We start from the raw sequence: 23,047 nt of genomic DNA on the forward strand, positions 1-23,047 counted from the left end.
TTATATTTTCTACAAATCATTTTTTGTTTCTGTGAAAAAATAAGTGCCTTTTTCTCGTAAGCTTCTATTCCCTCGGTTAAATACCATTGTTTTACAATCTCCAAGCAAAGTTTTTTTAGTTATAAAAAATCTCCTTTTTTTTCCTTTTGTTGTCCATCCATTTTTTTAACTCTTGTGTTGTCATAGGTTTTGCAAAATAATACCCTTGAATAATAAGTTCACAACCACTAATAGAGGATAAAAATTCCACTTGCGCTTTATCTTCTACCCCTTCAATGATAATGGTTAAATTAAGTGATTGACCAAGAACAACTATTGCTTTCATAATCTCCGAATCTTTATCTGAATGAGGAACACCATCAACAAAAGACTTATCTATTTTTAATGTTGATACTGGCATTCTTTTCAAATAGGATAAAGAAGAAACTCCTGTTCCGAAATCATCTAAAGCTACAGAAAACCCACATGTTCGAAATTCTTTAACAGATTGGATTGCTCCTTCTATATTAGCTACAGCGCTTGTCTCTGTCATCTCAAGTTCTAATTGCTCTGCATTAATTCCATAATTTATTAAACTCTCTTTTAGCACGGACAATAATCTTGGGGAAGTTACATATGTTCCTGGTATATTTATAGAAACCTGCATATCTAGTCCATCTTTTTTCCATTCGATAATTTGCTTACAAACCTTATGAATAATCCAATCTGTCACATCATTCATTATGCCGTTTTTTTCTAAAACAGGGATAAAGATGGCTGGTGACAGTAAGCCATGAATAGGATGTTTCCATCTTAATAATGCTTCGACTCCAACAATATCATTTTTGCAGACAGAAACTTTTGGCTGATAAACAATAAAAAACTCATCATCCCCCATTGCACGATCTACATCATGTACTAATTGACTCTCCAATGACTTTATATGGACAGTTGAATCAAAAGGAATAATAGCATTCTCAAATGCAGTGGAAGGATGATCTAACACTGCTAGTGCTTGTTCGTAGATTTTTTTTCCATTGTTTTTATCTAGTGATGCAGAAACGGATATGGCTGTTTTAAGCTTTAACAACTGATCATCTATTGAAATTGAATTAGAAAGAATAGTAGATATATTTCTTAATTCTGTCAGTAATTCTGCTGATAAATCATTACTGGTAATAAATGCAAACCGATTCCCTTCAATTCGATATAACTCGACACCCACTGGTTTTAATCTTTCACACAGATTAGAAATATACTTAATCACTCTGTCACCAAATGAATAGGTATATAGATTATTAAACTTTTCCATATCATGAATATGTAAAATTGCTAGTTTTCTCGAAACTCCATTTGTTTTTAATGTTTTCTCAAATTGTCTTCTGTTTGGTAATTTCGTTAAAACATCAAAATAATTTAATCGATAATCGACATAACGATCTATTACACTAGACAAGATAGATGTTATCAATATTACCGATATACCTGCAGCAATAACGATTATAAGAGTATTCATATTCATGTGATGCATATGCTGGCCGGCTATATCTATTGTAGAATAAACATAATATCGTACAGAATGCATCCCTGTATAATGCATACCAGCAATTGCCGTACCTAATAAAATAGATGTACATATTTTAAAAATTATATTTTTCATATATCTATGAAGTCTTCCAAATATGTATAATGACACAAAAGACGCTACAATGGCTATTATAATAGAAAGGATAAAATAGCCAAGATGATAGGCATACTTTACTTTCATTTCCATCGCCATCATTCCTATATAATGCATGGAAGAAATACCAAGTCCCATCACAATGCCAGAAATACTATATGTTTTAATCGACTGCCCCGGAAGGCTAGAAGTATAAAAAGCAAGAAAGGAAGCGACTATTGCTGGCAAGACAGAAAGTATTGTCAGCAGTTCATTATAATGCATTTCAATTGGAAGCATATAGGAAGTCATTCCAATAAAGTGCATGGACCATATTCCAACTCCCATTGATATAGAAGCAAAAATCAACCATACATAACGCGGAAGAAAACTGTTCGATTTTATTCGCTCATGGATGGATAAAGCAGTATAAGTGGATAAAAATGCGATAACAAGAGATAGAACTACTGTTGGAATAGAATATTTACCATACAAATAGATCACTTCATTAACATCAGGTAATGTAAACATTTATTATTTCTCCTTTTAAAAAATAAGGATGCACACGTAGTAAATCTTAATTCTAGTATTTTGGGTAGACATCCATGCAACCAAATTTGTACCTTGAACGATGAAAACCAGACCCGTTTGATTACGTTCGTTATTATATTGACTGCGGACTATTAGAAAGAGCCGCTTTTTAGTGGTACCTACCAAAAATACACTAAGTATTTTTTCCTATAAATGAATATACTCTTTAATTAAAAGATGTCAACTATTTACACCTTATATCCTCTTATTAGCAGCTAATTAAGAGGATGGCAAGTGTTCGAGTTACCCTCTATCAATGACCGCTCCTCTCCTTATCTATGACATTCGTTTCGTATATTAAAAATTTCTCATTGCCATCTTTTTCAATTGAAGCTAATGCAATGGTTGCCTTTCTGTTAAAGGAAGAGTGATTGTCTAAATAAAATTGATAATCCTCGGAAGCATAATATAAAATTATTTCGACCTGTCGATTATTTTCAGAAACAGATCGCAAAATATTATTTATTACCTGAATCAATTTCATAAATTAAACCCTTAGAGCCGCAAGCTATCTGAGGCACAAAAAAAGGAGTACCTCCCCAAAATGTCGAAATAAGTAAGCACCACACAAACTTATGAGACTGGAGGAAGACTCCCTATGACTATTATACGACAAGGAAGCCTGTTTGGCCTACAAGAATTATATGATTTAGAACCTACCCAACGTTTTGAAGCTATTTTTTCTTCTATTGACATGGAACCAATCTTCGCTGTGGTAACGAAGAAATCACGTTTTGGAAGACCCGTTGAGTTGAATTATGTAGCGATGATTTGTTCACTCGTTGCTAGAATCACAGAGCGTATTCCATTTATTAAAGATTTAGTGAAAAGATTACAGAATGACATGATTTTTCGCCTCGATTGTGGCTTTTTAGTGTCCGATACTATTCCGTCAGAAGCAGCTTATTCCAGAATGGTCACCATCCTCAGTGAATCGAATGTACTTGAAAAAGTCCAAGGAACCTTGCTTCATCAAGCGATTTCAGAAGGCTTTATTTCCGATGATACAGTAGCCATTGACGCAACTCACTTTCTCGCAAAAGATGCAGCACCACCAAAGGAAGAACAACCGAAAAGTGAACCAAAAAAGCGTGGGCGTAAACCAAAAGAAGAACAGGAAAAATGGCTCATCGAAAAAGCGGAATGGAAAGCCAATCTGCCTCTTTTTGATAAAAAAATCGAAGATCAGTTAGCCATTCCTTTAGCCGAACTTCGAGCTGAAATTCCTCAAGATCCACAGTGGGGTGTGAAGAAAAACAGCGAAGGAAAAAACGTTTTTTGGTATGGATTTAAAGCTCATTTGGCTGTTGGAACATCCAGTCAATATATTCTTCAATCCCTTCTTTCATCGGCTAACTTGAATGACGGAAAGGCTGCGATTCCTTTATTAAAAGGAATTCACGAACGACTATCACTTTCTTCTTTACTCTATGAAACAATGGACGCTGGTTACGATTTTGAAGCCATTTATACGCAGATACATCGAATGGGTCATCGAGCTGTGATTGCTTATAATAAACGCAATGAACCAGAACCAATTGGTTTTGATAAGCATTTCGCTCCTACTTGTGTCCGTGAACATTCCTATCGTTATGATAGCTTTGATGGTAAATATGAAACACTAAAATACACACGTCCAAACGAATGTATGGACTGTCCATTAGCCAATGATGGTCTATGTCAAAAGGTGTATAAAGTAAAAATCACTACCGATTTAAGAAAATATACAGCGCCAGCACGTGGATCTCAAATATGGAATAAGATCTTCAAAAGACGCACGGCGGTAGAACGTGTGAATGCTTATCTTAAGGGATATTTTCAATTAAACAATGTTCGTTATCGTACAGGAAAAAAGGCTAAAGTCCATTTTGACCTCGTTACGTTAGTTTATAATGCTTCAAAATTAGCTGCAGATCGTCTGAATCAAATGTCCAATCAACACCAAGTTGCTTAATCAAAGTAAAAAAAATTAAAAGCATTTAAATTCTGCAAGTTTTTGATTTTTTAAAAGTTGGACTTATGAAATTGACTCACCTTTATAAAAATAGGAAATGAAAAAGGATTAAAAAAATAAAAATGGCTGTCTAACGGGTCAATAATATACTCCTCCGCTTTACAAAGCAGAAAATGGATTTTGTCCCCAGACTTCTTCCTTTTTTTACAATAACTAGCTCGATTCATTAAAGCTTCATGGTAAAATATTTCATTAAATTCTATCCCTACAACTGTTGATTGAAATAAAAAATGAATAAAAAAATTCAACCTTCCTTTCCCACATCCAAAGTCTACAACACGATCATGTCTTGTTAATTCATACTGTTCAAAAAGTCTTTCTAAATAGTGATAAGGTGTTGGTTCATACCGATGATAATGAAAAGATTTATTAAACCCTTTTTGTTCTCCTTTCGTTTCAATCTGAAACAGCTCCTCATAGTATTTATCTTCCATTTAGTTCCTCCCGTTATTTTATTAAGCTATTCGTTCTCCCGATATTCATTAGGTGTACGTCCTTCTACTTTTTTAAATACCTTTCGAAAATACTTATCATCCTGATAGCCAACCATATTAGCAATTTCATATATCTTTAATTGACTATTTTTTAATAATGATTTCGCCTTTTCTATTCTTGCTTTTGCTAAATAATCCGTAATATTCACTTGAAACTCTTGTTTGAATTTCCGCGAGATATATTCTCTGCTTATATAAAAATGATCTGATATTTCCTGAAGCTTTACATCCCGATGAAAGTTCTCCAATAAATACTTCTCAATTTCCTTCATAATAGTAAGCTTTTTCTTTTCAGAGATTCTCTTAAAAAAAACGAGTATTTCTCTTTTTATTGTATCTTTATAAAAGTGAATGTTAAACGTACCATCCTGATTAAAAAACAATGCCATTCGCTTCTCTATATCGGTATATGTCTTCAATGGAATTTGATAATCTTTATACCATCTTTGACTGATTACTAAATATTCATTTTCTAATTGGTATAGTTGCTTTAAAGAGAAATATTGCTCCCTCGTATAATCATTTGTTATTCGCTCTAGTAGTTCTGATAATATCTTTTGATCACCTGTTTGTACAGCTAATTTTATATCAGCAGAATAAGCCATTAAACTTTTTAATTCAGGCGCACCTTTCTCCTTCTGCAAATATACTCTTATGTCTCTTTTTTCTAATATATTGCTATCTAAAAGCAATTGTTTTGCTTCATCATATGATTTTTTCAACATACTGCTGTCCATTACTGGCACTCCTAAACAAATCGGACAGGAAACTTCAAGAAGCTGAACTAAGCTTTCATAAATTTGTATTAAAGATTCTGTAATGACTTTCCTATCAGCCCAATAAATAATAACAATTTCCCCTTTATTGGATAGATAACGAAACGCTATGCCGATATTCCTTTTTATTAGGATTTCATTTATCACATTTAATATAGAAAAGTAGGTTAAATCACGATCATTCCTAAAGGCTTGTATGGATTTTCCATTTATCTGAACTAATGCAATCGTATAGTTTCTTGCTAAATGAAAACCCCATTCCTCATATAACTCTTCTTTTATTACAGTGCTATTCAAAAATTGTGTAAGCTTCCTATCACGATAAATTGGCTTCATTTGATTCATTAATTGATAGCTGCTTACACTTTTTTTTCTGTCTTGTTCTTCTTTTTTCCATTCTTGTACAACATTTTCTAGAGCATGGTTGAGTATATCTGGGTCAATTGGCTTTAATAAATAGTCTGCACTCCCAAAATGAATTGCCTTGCGCATATAATGATAATCATCATGCCCTGTTACAACAATTGTCTTGCTGCTTGATTGGTTTTTCTTAATCCACTCTAATAATTGTGCTCCATCCATTTTCGGCATCTTCATATCAGAAAAGATAATCTCTGGTTTATATTTTTTTATATAATCAATTGCCTCTTCCCCATTGCTTGCTTCGTAAATTTGCTGTATCCCATTTTGTTCCCAATCTGCAAGCAATTTTATTGCTTCACGTACATGCTTCTCATCATCAATGATTAATGCTTTCATAGATATTTCACCCCATTTGGCAAATTCCTTGGTAGAGAGAGAGTAACGGTAAAGCCTCCCCCTTTTTTGCTGACGATTTCCATTTTTGCTTTATTGTCATAATATATTTTTAAACGATCATAAATATTTTTCAACCCAATGGATTCTCTGTCTACCACATTTTTATTGTTGTCTTTCTGTGATAAGCAATCATTCATTTTCTTTAATGGCATTTCATCCATGCCAATTCCATTATCTTCAATAGAACAAATAATATAATTATCTTCCACGACTATCATGATATTGATATGGAATTTATTATCATGGTGAACAAATCCGTGCTTAAAGCAATTTTCCACAATTGGTTGCAAAATCATTTTCGGTATTTGGAGCAACTCCGCTTCTTTTGTTACGTGTACTTGAAATTCAACCTGCTCTTCGAAGCGTTGTTTTTGCAATAATAGATAGGATGTAACATGCTTTACTTCTGATAATACTGGTACAATATCTTCCTTCATATTCATGCTATACCTCATGATATTGGATAATGCCATTAACAATGAGTAAACTTTTGTTTCTTTTGCTTTTAATGCCAAGGTTCCAATGGACTGCAAAGAATTATATAAAAAATGCGGATTGATTTGTGATCGCAGCACACGCAGCTGTGAGGCCTTATTTTCAATTTCTAATTTATATTCTCTATCAATCAAAGAATTAATTGTGAAAATCATTTTTTTAAAATGATTTCCTAACATGCCAATCTCATCGTTTCCCAATGACTCAAAATCAGCCTGAAATATGCCTTTTTCAACTTTTTTCATATTATCTATCAGTACTTTAATTGGAGCAGTTATTCTTATTGAGATGATAAAGGTTGTTAATAAAACGATGGCAAGTGCAACTAATCCAATGAGGCTATTAATAATTACCGTTTCACGAGCACTTTGATAAAGAACATCGTAAGGAATTCGTTTGGCAATATACCATTTCTTTTCCTGAATAGTAAAATCCTCAAAAACGATGACACCTGAAAAACCCTTCTCCTCCCAGTCGATGTTTTTTTTAGAAGCATCTTTTGCTTTTATTTGTTGAAACCATTCTTCCTTATTCTGCTTTCCTATTTTGTCTTTATTAGAGGAATAAATGACAATATTATTTTCATCCATTATATATATATCTTCCATGTTATCTGTATATAATCGATCAGCAATATCTTTGATTTTTGATAAATTAATATCAATAGATAAAAAGCCTAGAAACTTCTCTGAAGGAATTTCCCTTATAATATTATGAAAGCTTAGAACCATCTTTTCCTCTGAATCTGGAATAACAGCTAAATTATTATAACTATAGATTACATGTGGCGGCTCTATTAAAGAATACTCTTTATTTGCTCGCTTAAATTTAGCATAATATGGATGAGAAAAGACATCCTTATATTCTCCTCTTCCACTAATGCTGGAATGATAATTGGTATAGGAGTTTTTTCCTTTTTCGATATACAAATGCATCTGTTCTATCTCTTGCCGTGAATTGAATAAATAGGCAAGTGCTCTCGTTACCTCCGCCTGATTGGAACTTAAATTATCTGATATTCCATTTTTTAAGACCATCATAAATGGTGAATAGCGATAAAGTACTGTTGATATTTGTGCCACATCTTCTAAATAAGTACGCAGCTCCTCTTCCCCTTTTTCTATTGAATCATGACTGGAAGACACAAAATTTTTATTAATAGTCTTGGTTGTTTCATAATAAGTAATAATAATTCCTGCTCCGAACGGCAGAACTGCTGCCAGCACTAAAAAGACGATCAGCTTTTTGCGTATTCCCCATTTCATTTTACTTTCTCCCCTCCCCAAAGTTATCTTTCTAACTTAGACGGTTATAATAACTGAAGCATCTTTCTATCTTTGTTCCAATATAGTATTGACTAGGAAGAAAAATTCATTATGAATCAGTTCAATATTTTCCACCCTTCACATCAATGTAAACGGTTTCAACATATTATACAATGCTTTATAGTAGAAATACAGGAGGTGGCGTTAATGAATAATCATAATAACTTAGAAAAAGTAAACCATTCAGTTCCTATAGCCAACAAAAAAAGAACTACGAAAAAGTCTCTTTCCTTTAACCAAAAAAGAAAATGGAAAAATGCCGGTTTATTCACCTTATTTGTTGGTCCCGTATTTTTAGCCTTTGTGATAGTAGTTCTTATCCCCTTTTTTTCAGGTGTTTTTTATTCGTTTACAGATTGGAATGGAATAACCGGGCAAATCAAGTGGGTAGGATTAGATAACTTCATCTATTTATTCACAGATGATAAACAATTTCAACAATCATTTCTTCTTACAACCAAGTATACAGTTATTTCCATTATATTAACAAATTTAATCGGTTTTGGTTTAGCAATATTAGTAACTCAAATGTTAAAAACAAGAAATATATTGCGTACCGTCTTTTTTATGCCTAACTTGCTCGGCGGTTTATTATTAGGATTTATCTGGCAATTTATTTTTGTTAAAGGTTTTGTTTCTATCGGAGAATTAACCGGGATTCCACTTTTTGAACTTGCATGGTTAGGTGATGCGAAGACAGCCTTTTGGGGAATAGTCATTGTAAGCGTTTGGCAGGGTGCTGGATATATTATGATTATTTATATCGCCGCATTACAAAATGTACCCCAAGAATTAATTGAAGCAGCAAAAATTGATGGCGCAAACAGATGGCAAATACTCCGTCATATTACGATGCCGCTAGTTGCACCAGCTGTAACGATCTGCTTATTCTTAACAACTGCTTCTTCCTTTAAAATATTTGATGCAAACCTTTCTCTTACAAATGGTGGTCCATTTAAATCAACAGAAATGTTAGCGCTTAATATTTATACAGAGGCATTTGTAAACAACCGCTACGGCATTGGAGAAGCGAAAGCATTAATCTTCTTTATTGTAGTTGCTGCTATTACAGTTCTTCAAGTAACTATTTCGAAAAAGAAGGAGGTTGAATCTTAATGGGTAATAGATATACTGGCAGAACATTTATTGTAGAGATATTTGCTATCTTACTAGGAATCGCCTTTTTAGTACCATTTTATTATGTTATATCAAATTCTTTAAAGCCTTTTGCCGAAATTTTAACAAATACTTCGGCATTACCAAGCGTTTTGAAATTTGAAAACTATGTCAATGCATTTGAAAAATTAGACTTTCTAAAGGTCTTTACAAATTCATTGATTATAACAATTGCAAGTAACCTTGTTCTTGTTGTCTTCTGTTCAATGGCAGCTTATATGCTTGTTCGAACAAAAAAGAAAATCAGCAATATCATCTTTATGACCTTTGTTGCTGCTATGATTATTCCGTTTCAATCTATTATGATTCCACTTATTAAAACAGCTGGAAGCTTGAACATGTTAAACAGTATTTGGGGTCTTGTTTTTATGTACTTAGGATTTGGTTCTGGCATGACGATCTTTTTATACCATGGCTTTATTAAAGGAATTCCTGTTGAGCTAGAAGAAGCGGCTATTATTGATGGCTGTTCACGATTTGGTGTGTTTTGGAGAATTGTTTTTCCACTGCTAAAACCAATTACTGTTACCATCGTTATTCTAAACAGCCTATGGATATGGAATGATTTTCTATTGCCTTCATTGGTACTGCAAAATCCGGATTTAAGAACGATTCCACTTGCAACGTTTTTCTTCTTTGGACAATATACGAAGCAATGGGATCTAGCGTTGGCAGCATTAATGATTGGAATTATCCCTTTACTGATCTTCTTCTTCACGATGCAAAAGCATATTATTAAAGGGATTACAAGCGGCTCTATTAAATAATACAAACGGGAGCATACGCAAGTCACTATCCATACATTCGATAGCGACTAGCGTTCCATATAAATTTTCCTAAAAAAACCAGGAGGGGAAACTATGAGTTTCTTAAAATTTAAAAAATATTCTCTACTAACAGGTGTGTTAACAGCTTCACTAATTTTTGCAAGCGCTTGCTCGAATGAAACATCTGGTAATAACAACAATAGCGGAAAAGATGGCAAAGTGGTAGTAGATATTTTTAACGGTAAAGTAGAAATTGCTGATCAATTAAAGGCTTTAACAGATAATTATACGAAAGAACATCCAGACGTTTCCTTTAATATTGAAACAGTCGGCGGAGGAGCAGATGGATCTGCTGCTTTAAAAGCTAAATTTGCATCTAATCAGGCTCCAGATATTTTCGGCAACGGCGGCTACCAAGAAGCACTGACATGGTTGGATAAATTAGAAGACTTATCCGATCAGCCTTGGGTAAAAGATGCGTACGAAAACGCTCTAAAACCAATGACGGTAGACGGAAAATTATATGGACAGCCTGTTAATCTAGAAGGCTATGGTTATGCCTATAATAAAGCATTATTTAAAAAAGCTGGTATTACAGAACTTCCAACTACTTTCTCTGAATTAGAAGCTGCGGCAAAAAAACTAAAAGCAGCTGGCATTACACCATTCTCTAACGGCTATGCAGAATGGTGGGTATTAGCAAACCATGGACTAAACGTTCCATTTGCTTACCAAGAAGATACAGATCCTTCCTTTATTAAAAACTTAAATGAAGGTACAGCTAAAATTGCAGGAAATCAATACTTTAATGATTACTTTAAATTATTAGATTTAACTATGAAATATGGTAATAAAAATCCATTAACAACCGATTACAATACACAAGTTACACTTTTTGCAAGCGGTGAAGCAGCAATGATTCAGCAAGGCAACTGGATTCAGCCAATGATAGATAAAATCTCTCCTAATATGGAGGTCGGCTACATTCCAATGCTGCTGAATGATGATAAAGAAAAAGCGGATAAATTAATGGTTGATGTACCAACAAACTGGGTTGTTTACAAAGGAGCGCCAGATGCAGACAAAAAGGCAGCATTGGACTTCTTAAACTGGGTGGTTACTTCTGATACTGGTAAAACAGCATTAGTGAAAGACTTCAAATATATCCCAGCGTTTAAAACCATTGAAGCAAGTGCAGAAGATATTGGTCCTTTAGGTGCTGCTCTTCAAGAGTACTCCAAAAATGGAAAAACATACTCATGGCAATTTATGAAATATCCTGATGGTGCAGGACAGGAATTTGGTGCAAGCGTGCAAGCATATGTTGGCGGACAAAAATCAAAAGAAGAAGTAATGAAGGCTCTTGATGATACTTGGGCTAAATTAAAAAAATAACACAAAATAACTAAAAATGGGTGATCAATGAGTCGCTTTGTCGACTACTGGATCACCCATTATTGTCCTTCTGTTTGGTTTTCAAGTATTCAAACAATCTCTTAATTCCTTTTTTTCATGAGCTTCATAAAACATAAACAATTTTTTAAAGGAATTGTGTTTATTTTGTCATAGTTTAGTCATAATTATTGGGTATGATATGAATATGGTAAGCAAGTAACTTTTTCAAGTTCCCCCTTGAAAATATAGCATTCCCTTATCCAGCTTTAAGCTGGATTTTTTTTGTGTTAAAGAACTTCTATTTATTGAAATGCTGGCAATGCTGTATCTTTATAGTCTTCTTCCAAAAACTTTTTCACTTCAGGACCAGTCATTTTATCCGCAAGTACTTTAATTGCTTTAGAATCTGCATTATCTTTACGGGCAATTAGTGTAATCGCATATTTTGATTCCACCCCTTCTGTTAAAAGAGCATCCTTTTTTGGTGTCAAACCAAGGGGAGCTGCATAAGCAGGTGTCATAATGCCAAGATCCGTATCCTCTAACACTCGAGCCAGCATCAATAAGTCTACCTTCTGAAACTTATAATGATGTTTATTTTCTATAATATCCGCTTCCGTAGCATTAATTCCTAATCCATCCTTTAGCTTAATTAATCCATATTTATCAAGTAAATGAAGAGAACGGGCAATATTTGTTGGATCATTTGCCATTGTAATGGATGCACCATCAGGCAATTCATCGATATTTTTATAACGCTTAGAGTATGCTCCATATACTGCGTGATAAATTGCTTTAACTGGTACTAGATTTGCATCTGAATTTTCATTGTATTGCTCCATATAAGGAACATGCTGAAAGAAGTTTGCATCTACTTCTTTATTGGCAAGTGCATTATTCGGCTGCACATTATCACTCAGTTTAACAATCTCTAGGTTAATGCCTTCTTCCTTCATTAATGGTTTTACAATATCTAATATATCCGTCATTGGCGGAATTAACGTAGCAACTTTTAACGTTACTTCCTTCTTCTCATCTGATTTTGGTCTAGCTTTATCCGAACATCCTGCTAAAGCAATAACGCTTAATAACAGGAGCATGATAATCTTTTTCATCTCTGACTACCTCGCCTACTATGTTTTTTGATCATCTTATTTTTTCACAGATAACCTCGAGTTATTATAGCTTTTGTGGAAAAAGAAGTCACGTATTCGAAACCATTGATTTCCCCTTATTAACTTTTTTAGTAGCTGTATTATTTCATTGTATCTTTCGCTTATCTTTTTACATCCCCTTTGGTCCAAACATATAACTATATATAGTTTTACTATCCATGTATACAGATGATAAAAATTTATGGCTATGTAGGAGGAAAAACATTGTGAAGTCTGGCTTTGTTTCTGACAATTCAAATATAAAAAAAACAAGCGGAACCCCAAATCTTTTTTTCGACTCTAAAGATAGTGTTTTTTTTGAAAGAGATCCTGAAAATATTGCATATGAAGTTACTTCTACGCAGCTGCCTGCAATGGTCGGAGGCGCCTTTGTAGACCTCTACCTTACAAAGGGACATATTAGGAAACCGCATTGGCATCCGAATGCATGGGAATTAGATGTTGTTGTCTCAGGTGAAGCCATCGTTTCTATTATCGATCCAGATACGAAGAAGCTCCATCATTATAAAGCAAAACCTGGCCAACTTGTGTTTATACCCATGGCTTGGTGGCATTGGATCACACCTGCATCAGACAAATTGCATCTTCATCTCTTTTTTAACAATGATCAATTTGAAACAGCAAGCGGTTCTGATACATTGCGTTTGACTCCTCCAGAAGTTTTCGAACTTTCCTGTGGAGTGAGCGCACAAAAAATAGCCGATGCCTTATCTCCAATTAAAGAATCTGTCGTAATAGGATCACCCTTAACAAGACATCAAATAAGTGATACTATTTCCAAAACCCTTGAGGAAAACAATGAAAGTACAAGACCAGCTAAAGATGCTATATTTATTAACATTAATGGTAAACAAATGAAATTTTAATAAAAGGATGTTGCTATTAGCCGACATTTTATTCGCTAGAAAAACATAAAGTTTCCGTAAATATGTCGGAAACTTTTTTTAACGGTCTACAATTAAACCGTTCCTCTTTCCATTAATTTAGCTAATACTTCTTTATGTGAAATGGTATTAGTTTTAATTGCCTGCCGGAAAAGATTTCTGCCGATTTCCACTAGCGGGATGTCGATTGTGGTTATATTCATTACTTTAGCTATGGGCTGATTATCAAAACCTATTAGTGCCAATTCCTCTGGTATCGATATATGCTCATTATGACAACAAGTAACAATTCCAGCAGCAACTTGATCACTAGTGACCAATAATGCTGTTGGCGGTGTATCCATATCTTTTATTCTTTTTATTACCTTTTCCCCATCCTCAAAATGAAGACAATTCTCCACAACATAATCATATCGATAAGGTAAATTATATTTCCTTAAAAAATCCTTATAAGCAATTTCCCGCTGTTTGCTATTTACTCCAGATTTTCTTCCAATACAATAGCCAATTTTTTTATGACCTTTCTGATACAAATACTCTAACGCGTCAGTAAATATTTTGTAATGGTTTACAAAAGTGGAGGACACATTTTCTCTCCTCCTATTTTCACACAAAACAATCGGTCCGTATGGTAAATGTTCTTCAATAGTAGACCATTCGCAAGTTCTCGAACATATAATTAATGAATCTATTTGTTTCTGTTTTAACATTTCGAAAGCTTCCATTTCCCTATTTTCTATATAGTCGGTTTGAAACAATACTAGCTTATAATTATGTTCCAAAGCTAAGTTTGCTATTCCTTTTAAAAGGAGACCAAAATAAGGATGATCTGAAAACGGAAGCACTACTCCCATTAACAGCGTTTTTCCTTTACTCAAATGAACAGCATTTATATTTATATGATAATTACTTATCTTAATAGCTTCTAAAACAGCCTTTCTTTTCTCCTCGCTAACATATGGTTGATTATTTAATACACGAGAAACGGTGGTAACGGAAACTCCAGCCATTTTCGCTAAATCTCTAATATTTGTCATATGATCACCTTTTCAAAAAAAGAAATAACTCTAAATAAATGCGGGTTCAAAAAGGACCTAGAAGTTCGAGGAGGCTTTATTTTGAGCCTCGGCCTTCCACAGGATATGGTGACTTCAACGTTGCTCACAGGACGCGAGCGTTTTTAGTTGAAGAGATTCGACGTATCCTATTTACCGGATCTTTTGAACCATCTCTATAAACTATACTGTCTATATTCTAAAATTACCAATTCAAGAGAAATAATCCTCAAAAGATTGCATCGGTGTCACTTCCATTGATTGTCCCGATGTTTTTAAACAAAAATAAGCAGCTGAATAAATAATGGAGCAAAGTATTATTAAACTAAACATGATATCCACTCCCTGCGTTCTAATTATGCTTTGATTGTAAAGTATGGAACGCGTTTCATGTCAAACACAAATGATAATTAGCTATAGTACAAATATTTCCTTCTCGATTGCAAGAGAATACAAAAAGAGCCCATCCTTATGAATAGGGCCCTTTCAGTGTATAAACAATATTACTTTTTAATTGCCGTTCGTATAATCATTGAACCTAAGCAATCTTTTCAATAGAAGTATTGGGCTGCTTTTTCTTTAGGGTAAGCATCACAAGAAAAGATAAGCAGTATAAAACAGCCAGATAAGTCATTGCTACTGTCATATGATAGTTCTGCAAAATATACCCAACAAGAATCGGAGACAGTCCACCGATTGCTCTACCAAAATTAAAAATGGTATTTGTAGCAGTACTGCGAATTTGAACGGGGTAATAACTGCTTATTAATGCTCCATAACCGGCAAACATTCCATTTGAAAAGAAACCGACGATAGCGCCGCCAATAAGTACACCTGCACTGCCCTCCGCATAAGCATATAAAAATACCGCAACAGCTGAGGCAAGAAGGAAAATACCATATGAACGCTTCGCACCGAATTTATCCATGAATTGACCAAATGTCAACATTCCAACAATCATCCCAACTGCTGTACTTATTGTCCAAATGGCCGATCCGGAAACAGACAATCCTTGTGATTGCTGAAGCATGGATGGCAGCCAAATCATTAATCCATTGTAACCAGCAATTTGAACGGTTGCCATAATCGCTAACGAAATCGTTGTAAGGGCTATTCTTGGAGAACTAAACAATTGTATCAGCTTGCTTTTTTCTTTTTCTTGTTTCATATCAGTATTTTTTTGCTTTTGGCTAGCTATCCATTCTGGAGATTCCGCCAAGTTCTTTCGGACAATAAAGGCAAAAATAACGGGAAGCACTCCTACAAAAAACAATGCTCTCCATCCTAATGTCGGCAAAATAATAGCACTAAGAAGAGCTGCAATAATAACACCAAATTGTGCCCCAATACTTACATAAGAAGAAGCTCTCCCTTGTTTATTTTTTGGCCATGCCTCTGCAACAAGAGCCATTCCAATGCCATACTCTCCTCCGGCACCGAGCCCCGCTATAAACCGGAATAAGTATACTTGTTCAATATTTGTTGCCAATCCCGTTAATGCAGTACCTATTGCAAATAAAATAATGGTATAAGTAAAAACTCGCACCCTGCCAAATTTATCTGCTAAAATACCGAAAATCACCCCACCTACAAGCATTCCGATATTCGTAATTGATGAGATAAGTCCGCCTGTTGTTAAATCAATATGAAAGTCTGCAATAATCATCGACATAGCAAAAGAGATAAACATTATGTCCATACCCTCTAATGTTAAGCCTGCTACTGATGCCGTAACCGTTTTATTTTGATAATTCATGTTTTCCACCCTCCAATATTTTTTGACAAAAATTACATCTCTTTAAGTTGTGAAGGAATGGATATTTGGTAACTTACTCCATTCTCTTTTTAAGCCTCACAGGACTTCATTTAAAAGAGCTTTTTATGAATATTTTGCAGAACAGTGAATTGAGCTTATGCCACATAAAAGCTAATCTGAAAAGAGGTGATACAGACTCTCAACGAATCCGCAGCCGGAATACACTTCGCTTTCCATGGGGCGGGCACCGAGCCTCCACGGAGCTTTGCTCCTGCGTGTCCTCGCCTGTCCGCAGATCCCATAGGAGTCTTCGGGTATTCCTGCTTCCCCTTCTTATAACCATAAGATAAGATACCTGCTTCTTTCCATAACCATGACAGAGCTTTAATAAAAAATCGAGTAGGAGGCACATTTCCGTGCCGACCTCTCACACCACCGTACGTACCGTTCGGTATACGGCGGTTCGAAAGTTTATGAAATCACCTTCGATAAGGATTTTAAACCTTGATCTTGCCAATATTGATTATTTAATGCAAGATGTAATATAGGGTTGTTTGATAGGCGCCAATATCCCTTACGGGAGTTGGCGTTCTTTTTAGCTTCTTCCTTATATATCCCAAGTTTTACAAGGTTCTTATATTTCGTTTTAACCTTCTTCCACTCTTTCCACCTACACGCTCTTAACCTACGTCTCGTATGACTATCGATTTTATGTGCGTATTGCTTGATATCCGCGATTTTAAAGTAATTTCCCCAACCTTGTATCAGTTGGTTTATTTTCTTCACACGGAATTCCATGCTTACTCCCCAATTTCGGTTGGTCCATTTCTTTAATTTTTCTTCGAACCTTTTCTTCCGCTCTTTTGGCACAAATACTCTAGTTTTCCTTCCTCTTTGGTAGAAGCTTACTCCTAAGAATATCCGTGCTATCGGCTTTCCCACCGCACTTTTCTCCTGATTCACCTTCAACTTCAATTTTCTCTCGATAAATTGAGTGATGCTTTCTTTTATTCGTTCTCCTGCTTTCCTGCTTTTAACGAAAATATTACAATCATCTGCATACCTCACAAATTTGTGCCCACGCTTCTCTAATTCTTTATCTAATTCGTGAAGCATGATGTTGCTCAGTAACGGACTTAATGGGCCACCCTGTGGTGTTCCTTCTGTATTCGGTTTAATTAACCCATTGTCCATCACTCCTGCTTGGAGATATCTTCTGATTAGTTTCAAGGTTGGTTTATCAGTGATCGTTTTCGCGATAAGCGACATGAGTTTGTCATGGTTAACACGGTCGAAGAATTTCTCTAGGTCTATGTCTACGACAAAATTGTAGCCATCTTCGATATATTGTCTTGCTTGTTCTATCGCTTGATGTGCGCTTCTATTTGGTCTAAATCCATAACTATACGAACTAAATTGTTTTTCAAAGATGGGGGTAAGTTTCTGCACAATTGCTTGTTGAATGACTCTGTCTGTCACGGTAGGGATTCCAAGTTTCCTTGTTCCCCCGTTCGGTTTGGGGATATCCACCCTTCTTACTGCTTTTGGTTTATACTTTCCTTCTCTAATAAGTTCTCTAATTTGTTGACCTTCTTCTTTCAAATAAAGGCGAGTAGCTTCTATATCTTTCGCATCGACTCCTGCTGCTCCTTTATTCCTTTCCACCTTCTTGAAAGCATGGTTCAAATTATCTAGTTCTGTTATCTTTATAATTAGACTTACCGTTGATTTCATATTGTTCCCATGCTGTTGAGGTTGCATAAGGCTAACTCCACTCTATCCGAGAAACTCCGGTTTTCCGAACCTTCTTTTCTCGTATAGTCATTTTGTTTCTGTTTCCTCGTTTCCTTATCAATAACTCTAGCACGGTCGCTCCTTTCGTTCCGTCCTTCTCAAATCCTAGATTTGATACTATGACTTCGGCTGACTTCTCTTGATTCAGCTATCTATCACTAGATAGGTTCCCAATAGGATATTCAAGAGACCTCCCGGGGTAAGTTCACTCGCTTTCTCCTCATCTATCTGCCACATTTATTCTCATTTCATCCGGGGATATTTAGGACTTCATTTTGTTTAGCAAACTCGTCCTGAAATGAAAACCTCTAATGTGATTCGTATACCTCAGACCAAGGATTTGTCTAGGGCTTCCTTCAGATTCCGCGTCACCACGGACACCCTTGCCTTCGACTAATGGTTCGCATATCCCAACGCCCATAGCGGACTTGCACCGCCTAGCTAGTGAACATGCCCGGCACACTAAAAAGCCCTTTTGTCGCAGAGGACAAAAGGGCATGGATATGCAAAGATAATAATACAATAAGATTATCTAATGGCCCTTTTCGGTCTCTCTGTACCGTAATTAAAGGATTATTTCATTTTCATTAATACTAGCATGTTAGAGAGTAGGATTCAATAATAAGTTTTATGCTTATCAAATCTATCGTCAGCAATTAAAAGATAAATACTAATACAATTTTCACCCAAAATAATTAAAGAATCTCTTCTAAGAGTAAATTCCATTTTAATTAATATATTCATCTCTTAGAATACTGTATATTTCTAAATAAACTATTCCTTTTCCCGGCCATAATGCATTCACTGCCTTATCTAATTCTGTCTAAAAAAATTGCATTAATTAAATCTTTTCTTGGAAATCCATTTATTCATAATAATGATTGTTAAGGCAACCCATAGGAATGCCATTATTATATGTCCGATCACTTCTGTATCGATTGTTCCAAAATTTAATACCTCCATAGCATATTTACTCATACTAGCTGGATTCATATAGTCTAAGACAGGACTTAAGCCAACCATGATTCTACAACTCAATAAAAATACAATAGAAATTAGCGCAATAATACCCTGACTAGTAAAAATAGTACTAATCATTGTCGTGAAGGAAACCATAAACAACACCCATATCAGATAGAAGAATAACGCCATAACCAAATCGTTGAAATCCACATTTGTATACAATAATTGTACATACAAATAAGAAACGGAATAGCCTAACACTATACTACAAGCAACAAACAAATAATTAGAAATGATTTTTCCAGTTATATACTCCATAATCTTCACAGGTCTTGTAAGAATAAAAGCTAACATACCATTTGCTTTGTCTGACTGCACGATTCCCATCAAAGAAACAACAATAATCATTATGCCTAACTGATCAAACTGGGACCCTAATGTACTAGCCAGTATTTCTCCGCCTTTTTGAGAAGCCATATTTGGATCAATTATGATACCTTTTCCATTGCCTAGCGTCTTTAATATTGCTGGCAAATAATAACTTATCACTGGTTGAGTTATTCCTAAAAATATAAATACAAGAGGCAGCCAAATAACTTTATATTCGCGTACCATCTGGATAAATTCTTTTTTCGCTAAAACAGTAAAAGTATTCATTATTCCCCCACCAAACTTAAAAACTTTTCTTCTAATGTATCAGTACCTATTTCAAATCTAACAAGATCCACTTGATACTCCAATGCGTTAGCTAGTAGCATATTCTTATGTAACTCGATATCTTCCAATTCTATTTTCAGTTTATTTCCTACTATCTCTAAACCTTTTACATAGTTTAAATGCTTGATATTTTCAATCCACTCTTCACATCTCCCTTTAATTTCACATTTCACTTTATTTTCACTATTTCTATTTAAAAGTTCCGTTAATGTGGTATCGGCAATCTTATGTCCCTTTTTTATAATGACAAATCTTTCACATATTTCTTCTGCATCACTCAAAATATGTGTTGATAATAAAATTGTCGTCTTCTTCTTTATTTCTTGAATAATATTTAAAACTTCTCTTCTTCCAATCGGATCTAATGCTGATACTGGTTCATCCATTACAATCAAAGATGGTTCATGTAGCAATGCTTGTGCAATTCCTAGTCTCTGTTTCATTCCACCTGAAAAAGTTTCAACCTTTGAATTCTCTTCTCCGTTTAACCCTACTTTCGACAGTAGCTCTGGAATAACATCTATTAGTTCTAGTTTTGTCATCCCAGACAGCTGCCCCATAAAAGCAAGGGTTTCCTTAGCAGTCATCCATTGAAAAAAATTTGGATACTGTGGCAAGTAGCCTATTTCTCGTTTCATTTTTGAAATTTGCTTTCCATCTAATAATACTTCGCCTATACTTGGATCAATTATATCTGATATTATCTTTATTATTGTCGATTTACCAGCTCCATTAGGTCCTATCAATCCGACACATTTTCCTGCTTGTAATTCCATCGAAAAATTATTAACAGCTGTTTTCTTTTTGAATTTTTTGGTAATTTTTTTAATTTCTAATTTCATATTCCATCACTTCCCCTTCTGCCGATAACAAAATACAAAATTGGCCCCATCATATTAACTAAAATAATAATGAGCGTCCACAATAGAACATTCTTCCTCCTTTTTCTATGCCTATACAAATCAATTAAAGCAATAAAAACTAATATCATCCCTATTACCATTACCGGTAAAATAATCGGTAAAAAGGACATAAAATCAACATTTTTTAATTCATCCATTCCGTAATGCAATTTCATAACAATCGCTCCTTTATTTATATTATCATTATCGATAACGATAACATAATAACCTAAATATTACATCTATTTTTATTAAAATATTGTTATGATTTTTATTATTATTTATAATGATAATGTTATCACTATAAATAATATCGATTTTAATAAAGGAGATAAAATGGTTAATAAAGCAGAGATTTTAATTCATCCAGTAAGAATAAAGATTTCCCAAGCTTTAATGAGAAACAAAAAAACGGGTCTAACGCCTCTAGAAATGGTAAAAATCATTAAAGATGTTCCTCAAGCAACACTTTATCGTCATATACAAGTTTTGCTTGAATCTGGCGTTATTCGCATTTTGAAAGAAAAGAAAGTAAGAGCCGTTTCAGAAAAATACTACACGATAAATGAAGAAGAGGTAAAAATTAGTTCAGAAGAATGGAAAGAGGCATCTAACGAAAAGAAGCTAAACTATTATTCATGCTATCAATTATCCTTAATGGACCAATATCAAAACTATCTTACTAAACTAAAAGAAAGAGGCTGCTCAGAAGATAGTTCCACCTTTTCACTTGTTGAGTTACAACTTGACGATGAAAATTTCAACAACTTCCAAAATGAATTTAACGAACTAATCGTTAATTATTATAAAAAAAACACCCCGGGGGCACCAAGCCGAACAGTTGGCATTACTATTATTCCAGAAACTTAAAGAAAAGAAGCCTCAAAAAGGCGGAAACCTTTACTGGAATCAACCAGAAATTATATGGAAGAAAATGAAAAGGAAGTAGTATATGAACTTATCTGTACGTAAAGAGCAAAGAATTAAATCGATTGATGTATTGCGGGGATTTGCTATCTTAGGAATTTTCCTCGTCAATATTCCTACAATGCTTGGAATAGAATCTTCATTAGAAGAACGGAGCTACCACGGTTTTGATGCTTATCTAAGACTTTTTTACGATTTATTTGTGCAAACAAAATTTTATGTTATTTTTTCCTTTTTATTCGGATTAGGATTTTGGATTTTTATGAGTCGCGCGGAGCAAAAAGGGGCAAACATATATCGATTATTTGTGCGACGATTAGTTATTTTACTCGTATTTGCTTTTGTTCATATCGTCTTGTTTTGGAATGGGGATATTTTAAATACATATGCCGTTACAGGCTTTTGGCTACTTCTTTTTTATAAACGGAATCCAAAAACGATTTTTATTTGGTCCATTGTGCTGTTAATACTATCTGAGATGCTAACTATATTAGGTTCATTCGTTGAAACAACTGAATTTGTCAGCGCAAGCGTTCCGGCTTTTAATCAATTTAACGGCTGGTCTGAACATGCTTATGGTAGAGTTCAATTCTTTTTGAAGTACAATATAGCATCTAATATTATCTTATCTCCGGAGATTTTAGGATTATTTTTACTCGGTCTGTTCGCAGGAAAGATAGAGCTTTTTCAGCGTGTAAGTGTGTTACGAAAACAAACACGCATAGTTCAGATAATCGCGCTCCTTTTAACGATACCAAGCTGGCTTATGCTGATTGTGAATTTTTCATCAACAAACTATAATCCAATGGAAAGCTATGTTTATGTTGTAACAAGTGGGAAGACATTATCGGTTTTTTATGTAACATCCCTATTATTATTGCTTGAAAAGGAAAGATGGCAACTATTCTTATCACCAGTTGGCTGTGTAGGTCAATTAGCTTTAACCAATTATATAGCTCAAACGATTGTTACTACCACCTTATTTGCACTCTTATTCGATAACACGGCTGATATATCGCTGTGGCAATCCGCTATTTATTGCCTTGCTTTTTATACGTTGCAAATATTTTTGAGTAAATGGTATCTTTCTCAATACAGATTTGGTCCCCTTGAATGGTTATGGAGAAGAGGGACATATGGAGGGGGGAAATCTCTAAAAGCAACCGAATTGAAAAAGCCAAAAATTCATGGCTGATTTTTGAACCGCTAAGTGATTCACAATCCCATTTCGTTTATCATTTCCTAGATAATGAAAAAAGGCTGAGACATAACTAAATAAATAATAGGTAAAGACGAACATTTTCTAATTTAGCACGTAAATGGTTACTTCCCTATCTGGTTATTTATGTTTTTTCATCTAGTTAACTCAAACTTTGCACCTTC

18 protein-coding genes and 1 pseudogene are annotated in these 23,047 nt (G+C 34.5%); 7 read left to right on the top strand and 12 right to left on the bottom strand.

Annotated elements, in window-relative coordinates; all coding sequences use genetic code 11:
* Nucleotides 1-115: 115 nt before the first annotated feature.
* Nucleotides 116-2,170: a bifunctional diguanylate cyclase/phosphodiesterase gene (locus AC5LWL_RS21115; protein ID WP_493436139.1), complete on the bottom strand. Its 2,055-nt coding sequence runs from the start codon at nt 2,168-2,170 to the stop codon at nt 116-118.
* Nucleotides 2,171-2,483: 313 nt separating this feature from the next.
* Nucleotides 2,484-2,714 (bottom strand): hypothetical protein, encoded by a 231-nt coding sequence (locus AC5LWL_RS21120; RefSeq protein WP_493436140.1) that lies wholly within the window; start codon nt 2,712-2,714, stop codon nt 2,484-2,486.
* A 114-nt stretch (nt 2,715-2,828) separates the two neighbouring features.
* Here AC5LWL_RS21120 and AC5LWL_RS21125 point away from each other — a divergent pair, with 114 nt between their 5' ends.
* Nucleotides 2,829-4,184: a transposase gene (locus tag AC5LWL_RS21125; protein WP_493432662.1), complete on the top strand. Its 1,356-nt coding sequence runs from the start codon at nt 2,829-2,831 to the stop codon at nt 4,182-4,184.
* Nucleotides 4,185-4,261: 77 nt separating this feature from the next.
* On the opposite strand, the pseudogene AC5LWL_RS21130 reads toward AC5LWL_RS21125, so the two are convergent.
* The 3 genes and pseudogenes from AC5LWL_RS21130 to AC5LWL_RS21140 all read right to left on the bottom strand — a co-directional run.
* Nucleotides 4,262-4,678, bottom strand: a pseudogene (locus tag AC5LWL_RS21130) (SAM-dependent methyltransferase); the annotation flags it as partial.
* 26 nt (nt 4,679-4,704) lie between these two features.
* On the bottom strand, nt 4,705-6,273 hold the full coding sequence (locus AC5LWL_RS21135) for a response regulator transcription factor (protein ID WP_493436141.1): 1,569 nt from the start codon (nt 6,271-6,273) through the stop codon (nt 4,705-4,707).
* Nucleotides 6,270-8,093: a sensor histidine kinase gene (locus AC5LWL_RS21140; RefSeq protein WP_493436142.1), complete on the bottom strand. Its 1,824-nt coding sequence runs from the start codon at nt 8,091-8,093 to the stop codon at nt 6,270-6,272. Before AC5LWL_RS21140 ends, AC5LWL_RS21135 begins: the two co-directional genes overlap by 4 nt.
* Before the next feature lie 207 nt (nt 8,094-8,300).
* Between AC5LWL_RS21140 and AC5LWL_RS21145 the strand changes: the two genes are divergently transcribed.
* The 3 genes from AC5LWL_RS21145 to AC5LWL_RS21155 all read left to right on the top strand — a co-directional run bounded on the left by AC5LWL_RS21145 (nt 8,301) and on the right by AC5LWL_RS21155 (nt 11,491).
* Entirely contained in the window at nt 8,301-9,269 is a 969-nt protein-coding gene (locus AC5LWL_RS21145; RefSeq protein ID WP_493436143.1) for a carbohydrate ABC transporter permease, read from the top strand.
* Nucleotides 9,269-10,096 carry a carbohydrate ABC transporter permease gene (locus AC5LWL_RS21150; RefSeq protein ID WP_493436144.1) on the top strand — a complete coding sequence of 276 codons (828 nt, stop codon included), beginning with the start codon at nt 9,269-9,271 and terminating at the stop codon, nt 10,094-10,096. Before AC5LWL_RS21145 ends, AC5LWL_RS21150 begins: the two co-directional genes overlap by 1 nt.
* 93 nt (nt 10,097-10,189) lie before the next feature.
* Nucleotides 10,190-11,491 carry an ABC transporter substrate-binding protein gene (locus AC5LWL_RS21155; protein ID WP_493436145.1) on the top strand — a complete coding sequence of 434 codons (1,302 nt, stop codon included), beginning with the start codon at nt 10,190-10,192 and terminating at the stop codon, nt 11,489-11,491.
* 302 nt (nt 11,492-11,793) lie between these two features.
* On the opposite strand, the gene AC5LWL_RS21160 is transcribed toward AC5LWL_RS21155, so the two are convergent.
* Nucleotides 11,794-12,606 carry a MetQ/NlpA family ABC transporter substrate-binding protein gene (locus AC5LWL_RS21160; protein WP_493436146.1) on the bottom strand — a complete coding sequence of 271 codons (813 nt, stop codon included), beginning with the start codon at nt 12,604-12,606 and terminating at the stop codon, nt 11,794-11,796.
* A gap of 263 nt (nt 12,607-12,869) precedes the next feature.
* Here AC5LWL_RS21160 and AC5LWL_RS21165 point away from each other — a divergent pair, with 263 nt between their 5' ends.
* Nucleotides 12,870-13,532, top strand: coding sequence for a cupin domain-containing protein (locus tag AC5LWL_RS21165; RefSeq protein ID WP_493436680.1), 663 nt, complete (start codon nt 12,870-12,872; stop codon nt 13,530-13,532).
* Between the two features lie 92 nt (nt 13,533-13,624).
* Here the strand turns inward: AC5LWL_RS21165 and AC5LWL_RS21170 are convergent, their stop codons facing one another.
* The 6 genes from AC5LWL_RS21170 to AC5LWL_RS21195 form a co-directional block, all read right to left on the bottom strand.
* Nucleotides 13,625-14,587 carry a LacI family DNA-binding transcriptional regulator gene (locus tag AC5LWL_RS21170; RefSeq protein ID WP_493436147.1) on the bottom strand — a complete coding sequence of 321 codons (963 nt, stop codon included), beginning with the start codon at nt 14,585-14,587 and terminating at the stop codon, nt 13,625-13,627.
* A gap of 556 nt (nt 14,588-15,143) precedes the next feature.
* On the bottom strand, nt 15,144-16,361 hold the full coding sequence (locus AC5LWL_RS21175) for an MFS transporter (protein ID WP_493436148.1): 1,218 nt from the start codon (nt 16,359-16,361) through the stop codon (nt 15,144-15,146).
* 471 nt (nt 16,362-16,832) lie between these two features.
* Complete coding sequence (gene ltrA / locus AC5LWL_RS21180; protein ID WP_493433353.1) at nt 16,833-18,122, bottom strand: group II intron reverse transcriptase/maturase; 1,290 nt, start codon at nt 18,120-18,122, stop codon at nt 16,833-16,835.
* An 870-nt stretch (nt 18,123-18,992) separates the two neighbouring features.
* Nucleotides 18,993-19,775, bottom strand: coding sequence for an ABC transporter permease (locus AC5LWL_RS21185; protein ID WP_493436149.1), 783 nt, complete (start codon nt 19,773-19,775; stop codon nt 18,993-18,995).
* Nucleotides 19,775-20,677: an ABC transporter ATP-binding protein gene (locus tag AC5LWL_RS21190; protein ID WP_493436150.1), complete on the bottom strand. Its 903-nt coding sequence runs from the start codon at nt 20,675-20,677 to the stop codon at nt 19,775-19,777. The genes AC5LWL_RS21185 and AC5LWL_RS21190 overlap by 1 nt, the downstream gene beginning before the upstream one ends.
* Nucleotides 20,674-20,913 (bottom strand): PLD nuclease N-terminal domain-containing protein, encoded by a 240-nt coding sequence (locus tag AC5LWL_RS21195; RefSeq protein WP_493436151.1) that lies wholly within the window; start codon nt 20,911-20,913, stop codon nt 20,674-20,676. Before AC5LWL_RS21195 ends, AC5LWL_RS21190 begins: the two co-directional genes overlap by 4 nt.
* Before the next feature lie 160 nt (nt 20,914-21,073).
* Here AC5LWL_RS21195 and AC5LWL_RS21200 point away from each other — a divergent pair, with 160 nt between their 5' ends.
* Nucleotides 21,074-21,607 (top strand): helix-turn-helix domain-containing protein, encoded by a 534-nt coding sequence (locus tag AC5LWL_RS21200; RefSeq protein ID WP_493436152.1) that lies wholly within the window; start codon nt 21,074-21,076, stop codon nt 21,605-21,607.
* 82 nt (nt 21,608-21,689) lie between these two features.
* A complete protein-coding gene (locus tag AC5LWL_RS21205; RefSeq protein ID WP_493436153.1) occupies nt 21,690-22,859 on the top strand; it encodes a DUF418 domain-containing protein in 1,170 nt (389 codons plus the stop codon).
* Nucleotides 22,860-23,047: the final 188 nt, after the last annotated feature.

Source organism: Niallia sp. WK069_GA_01 (genome assembly GCF_983173855.1).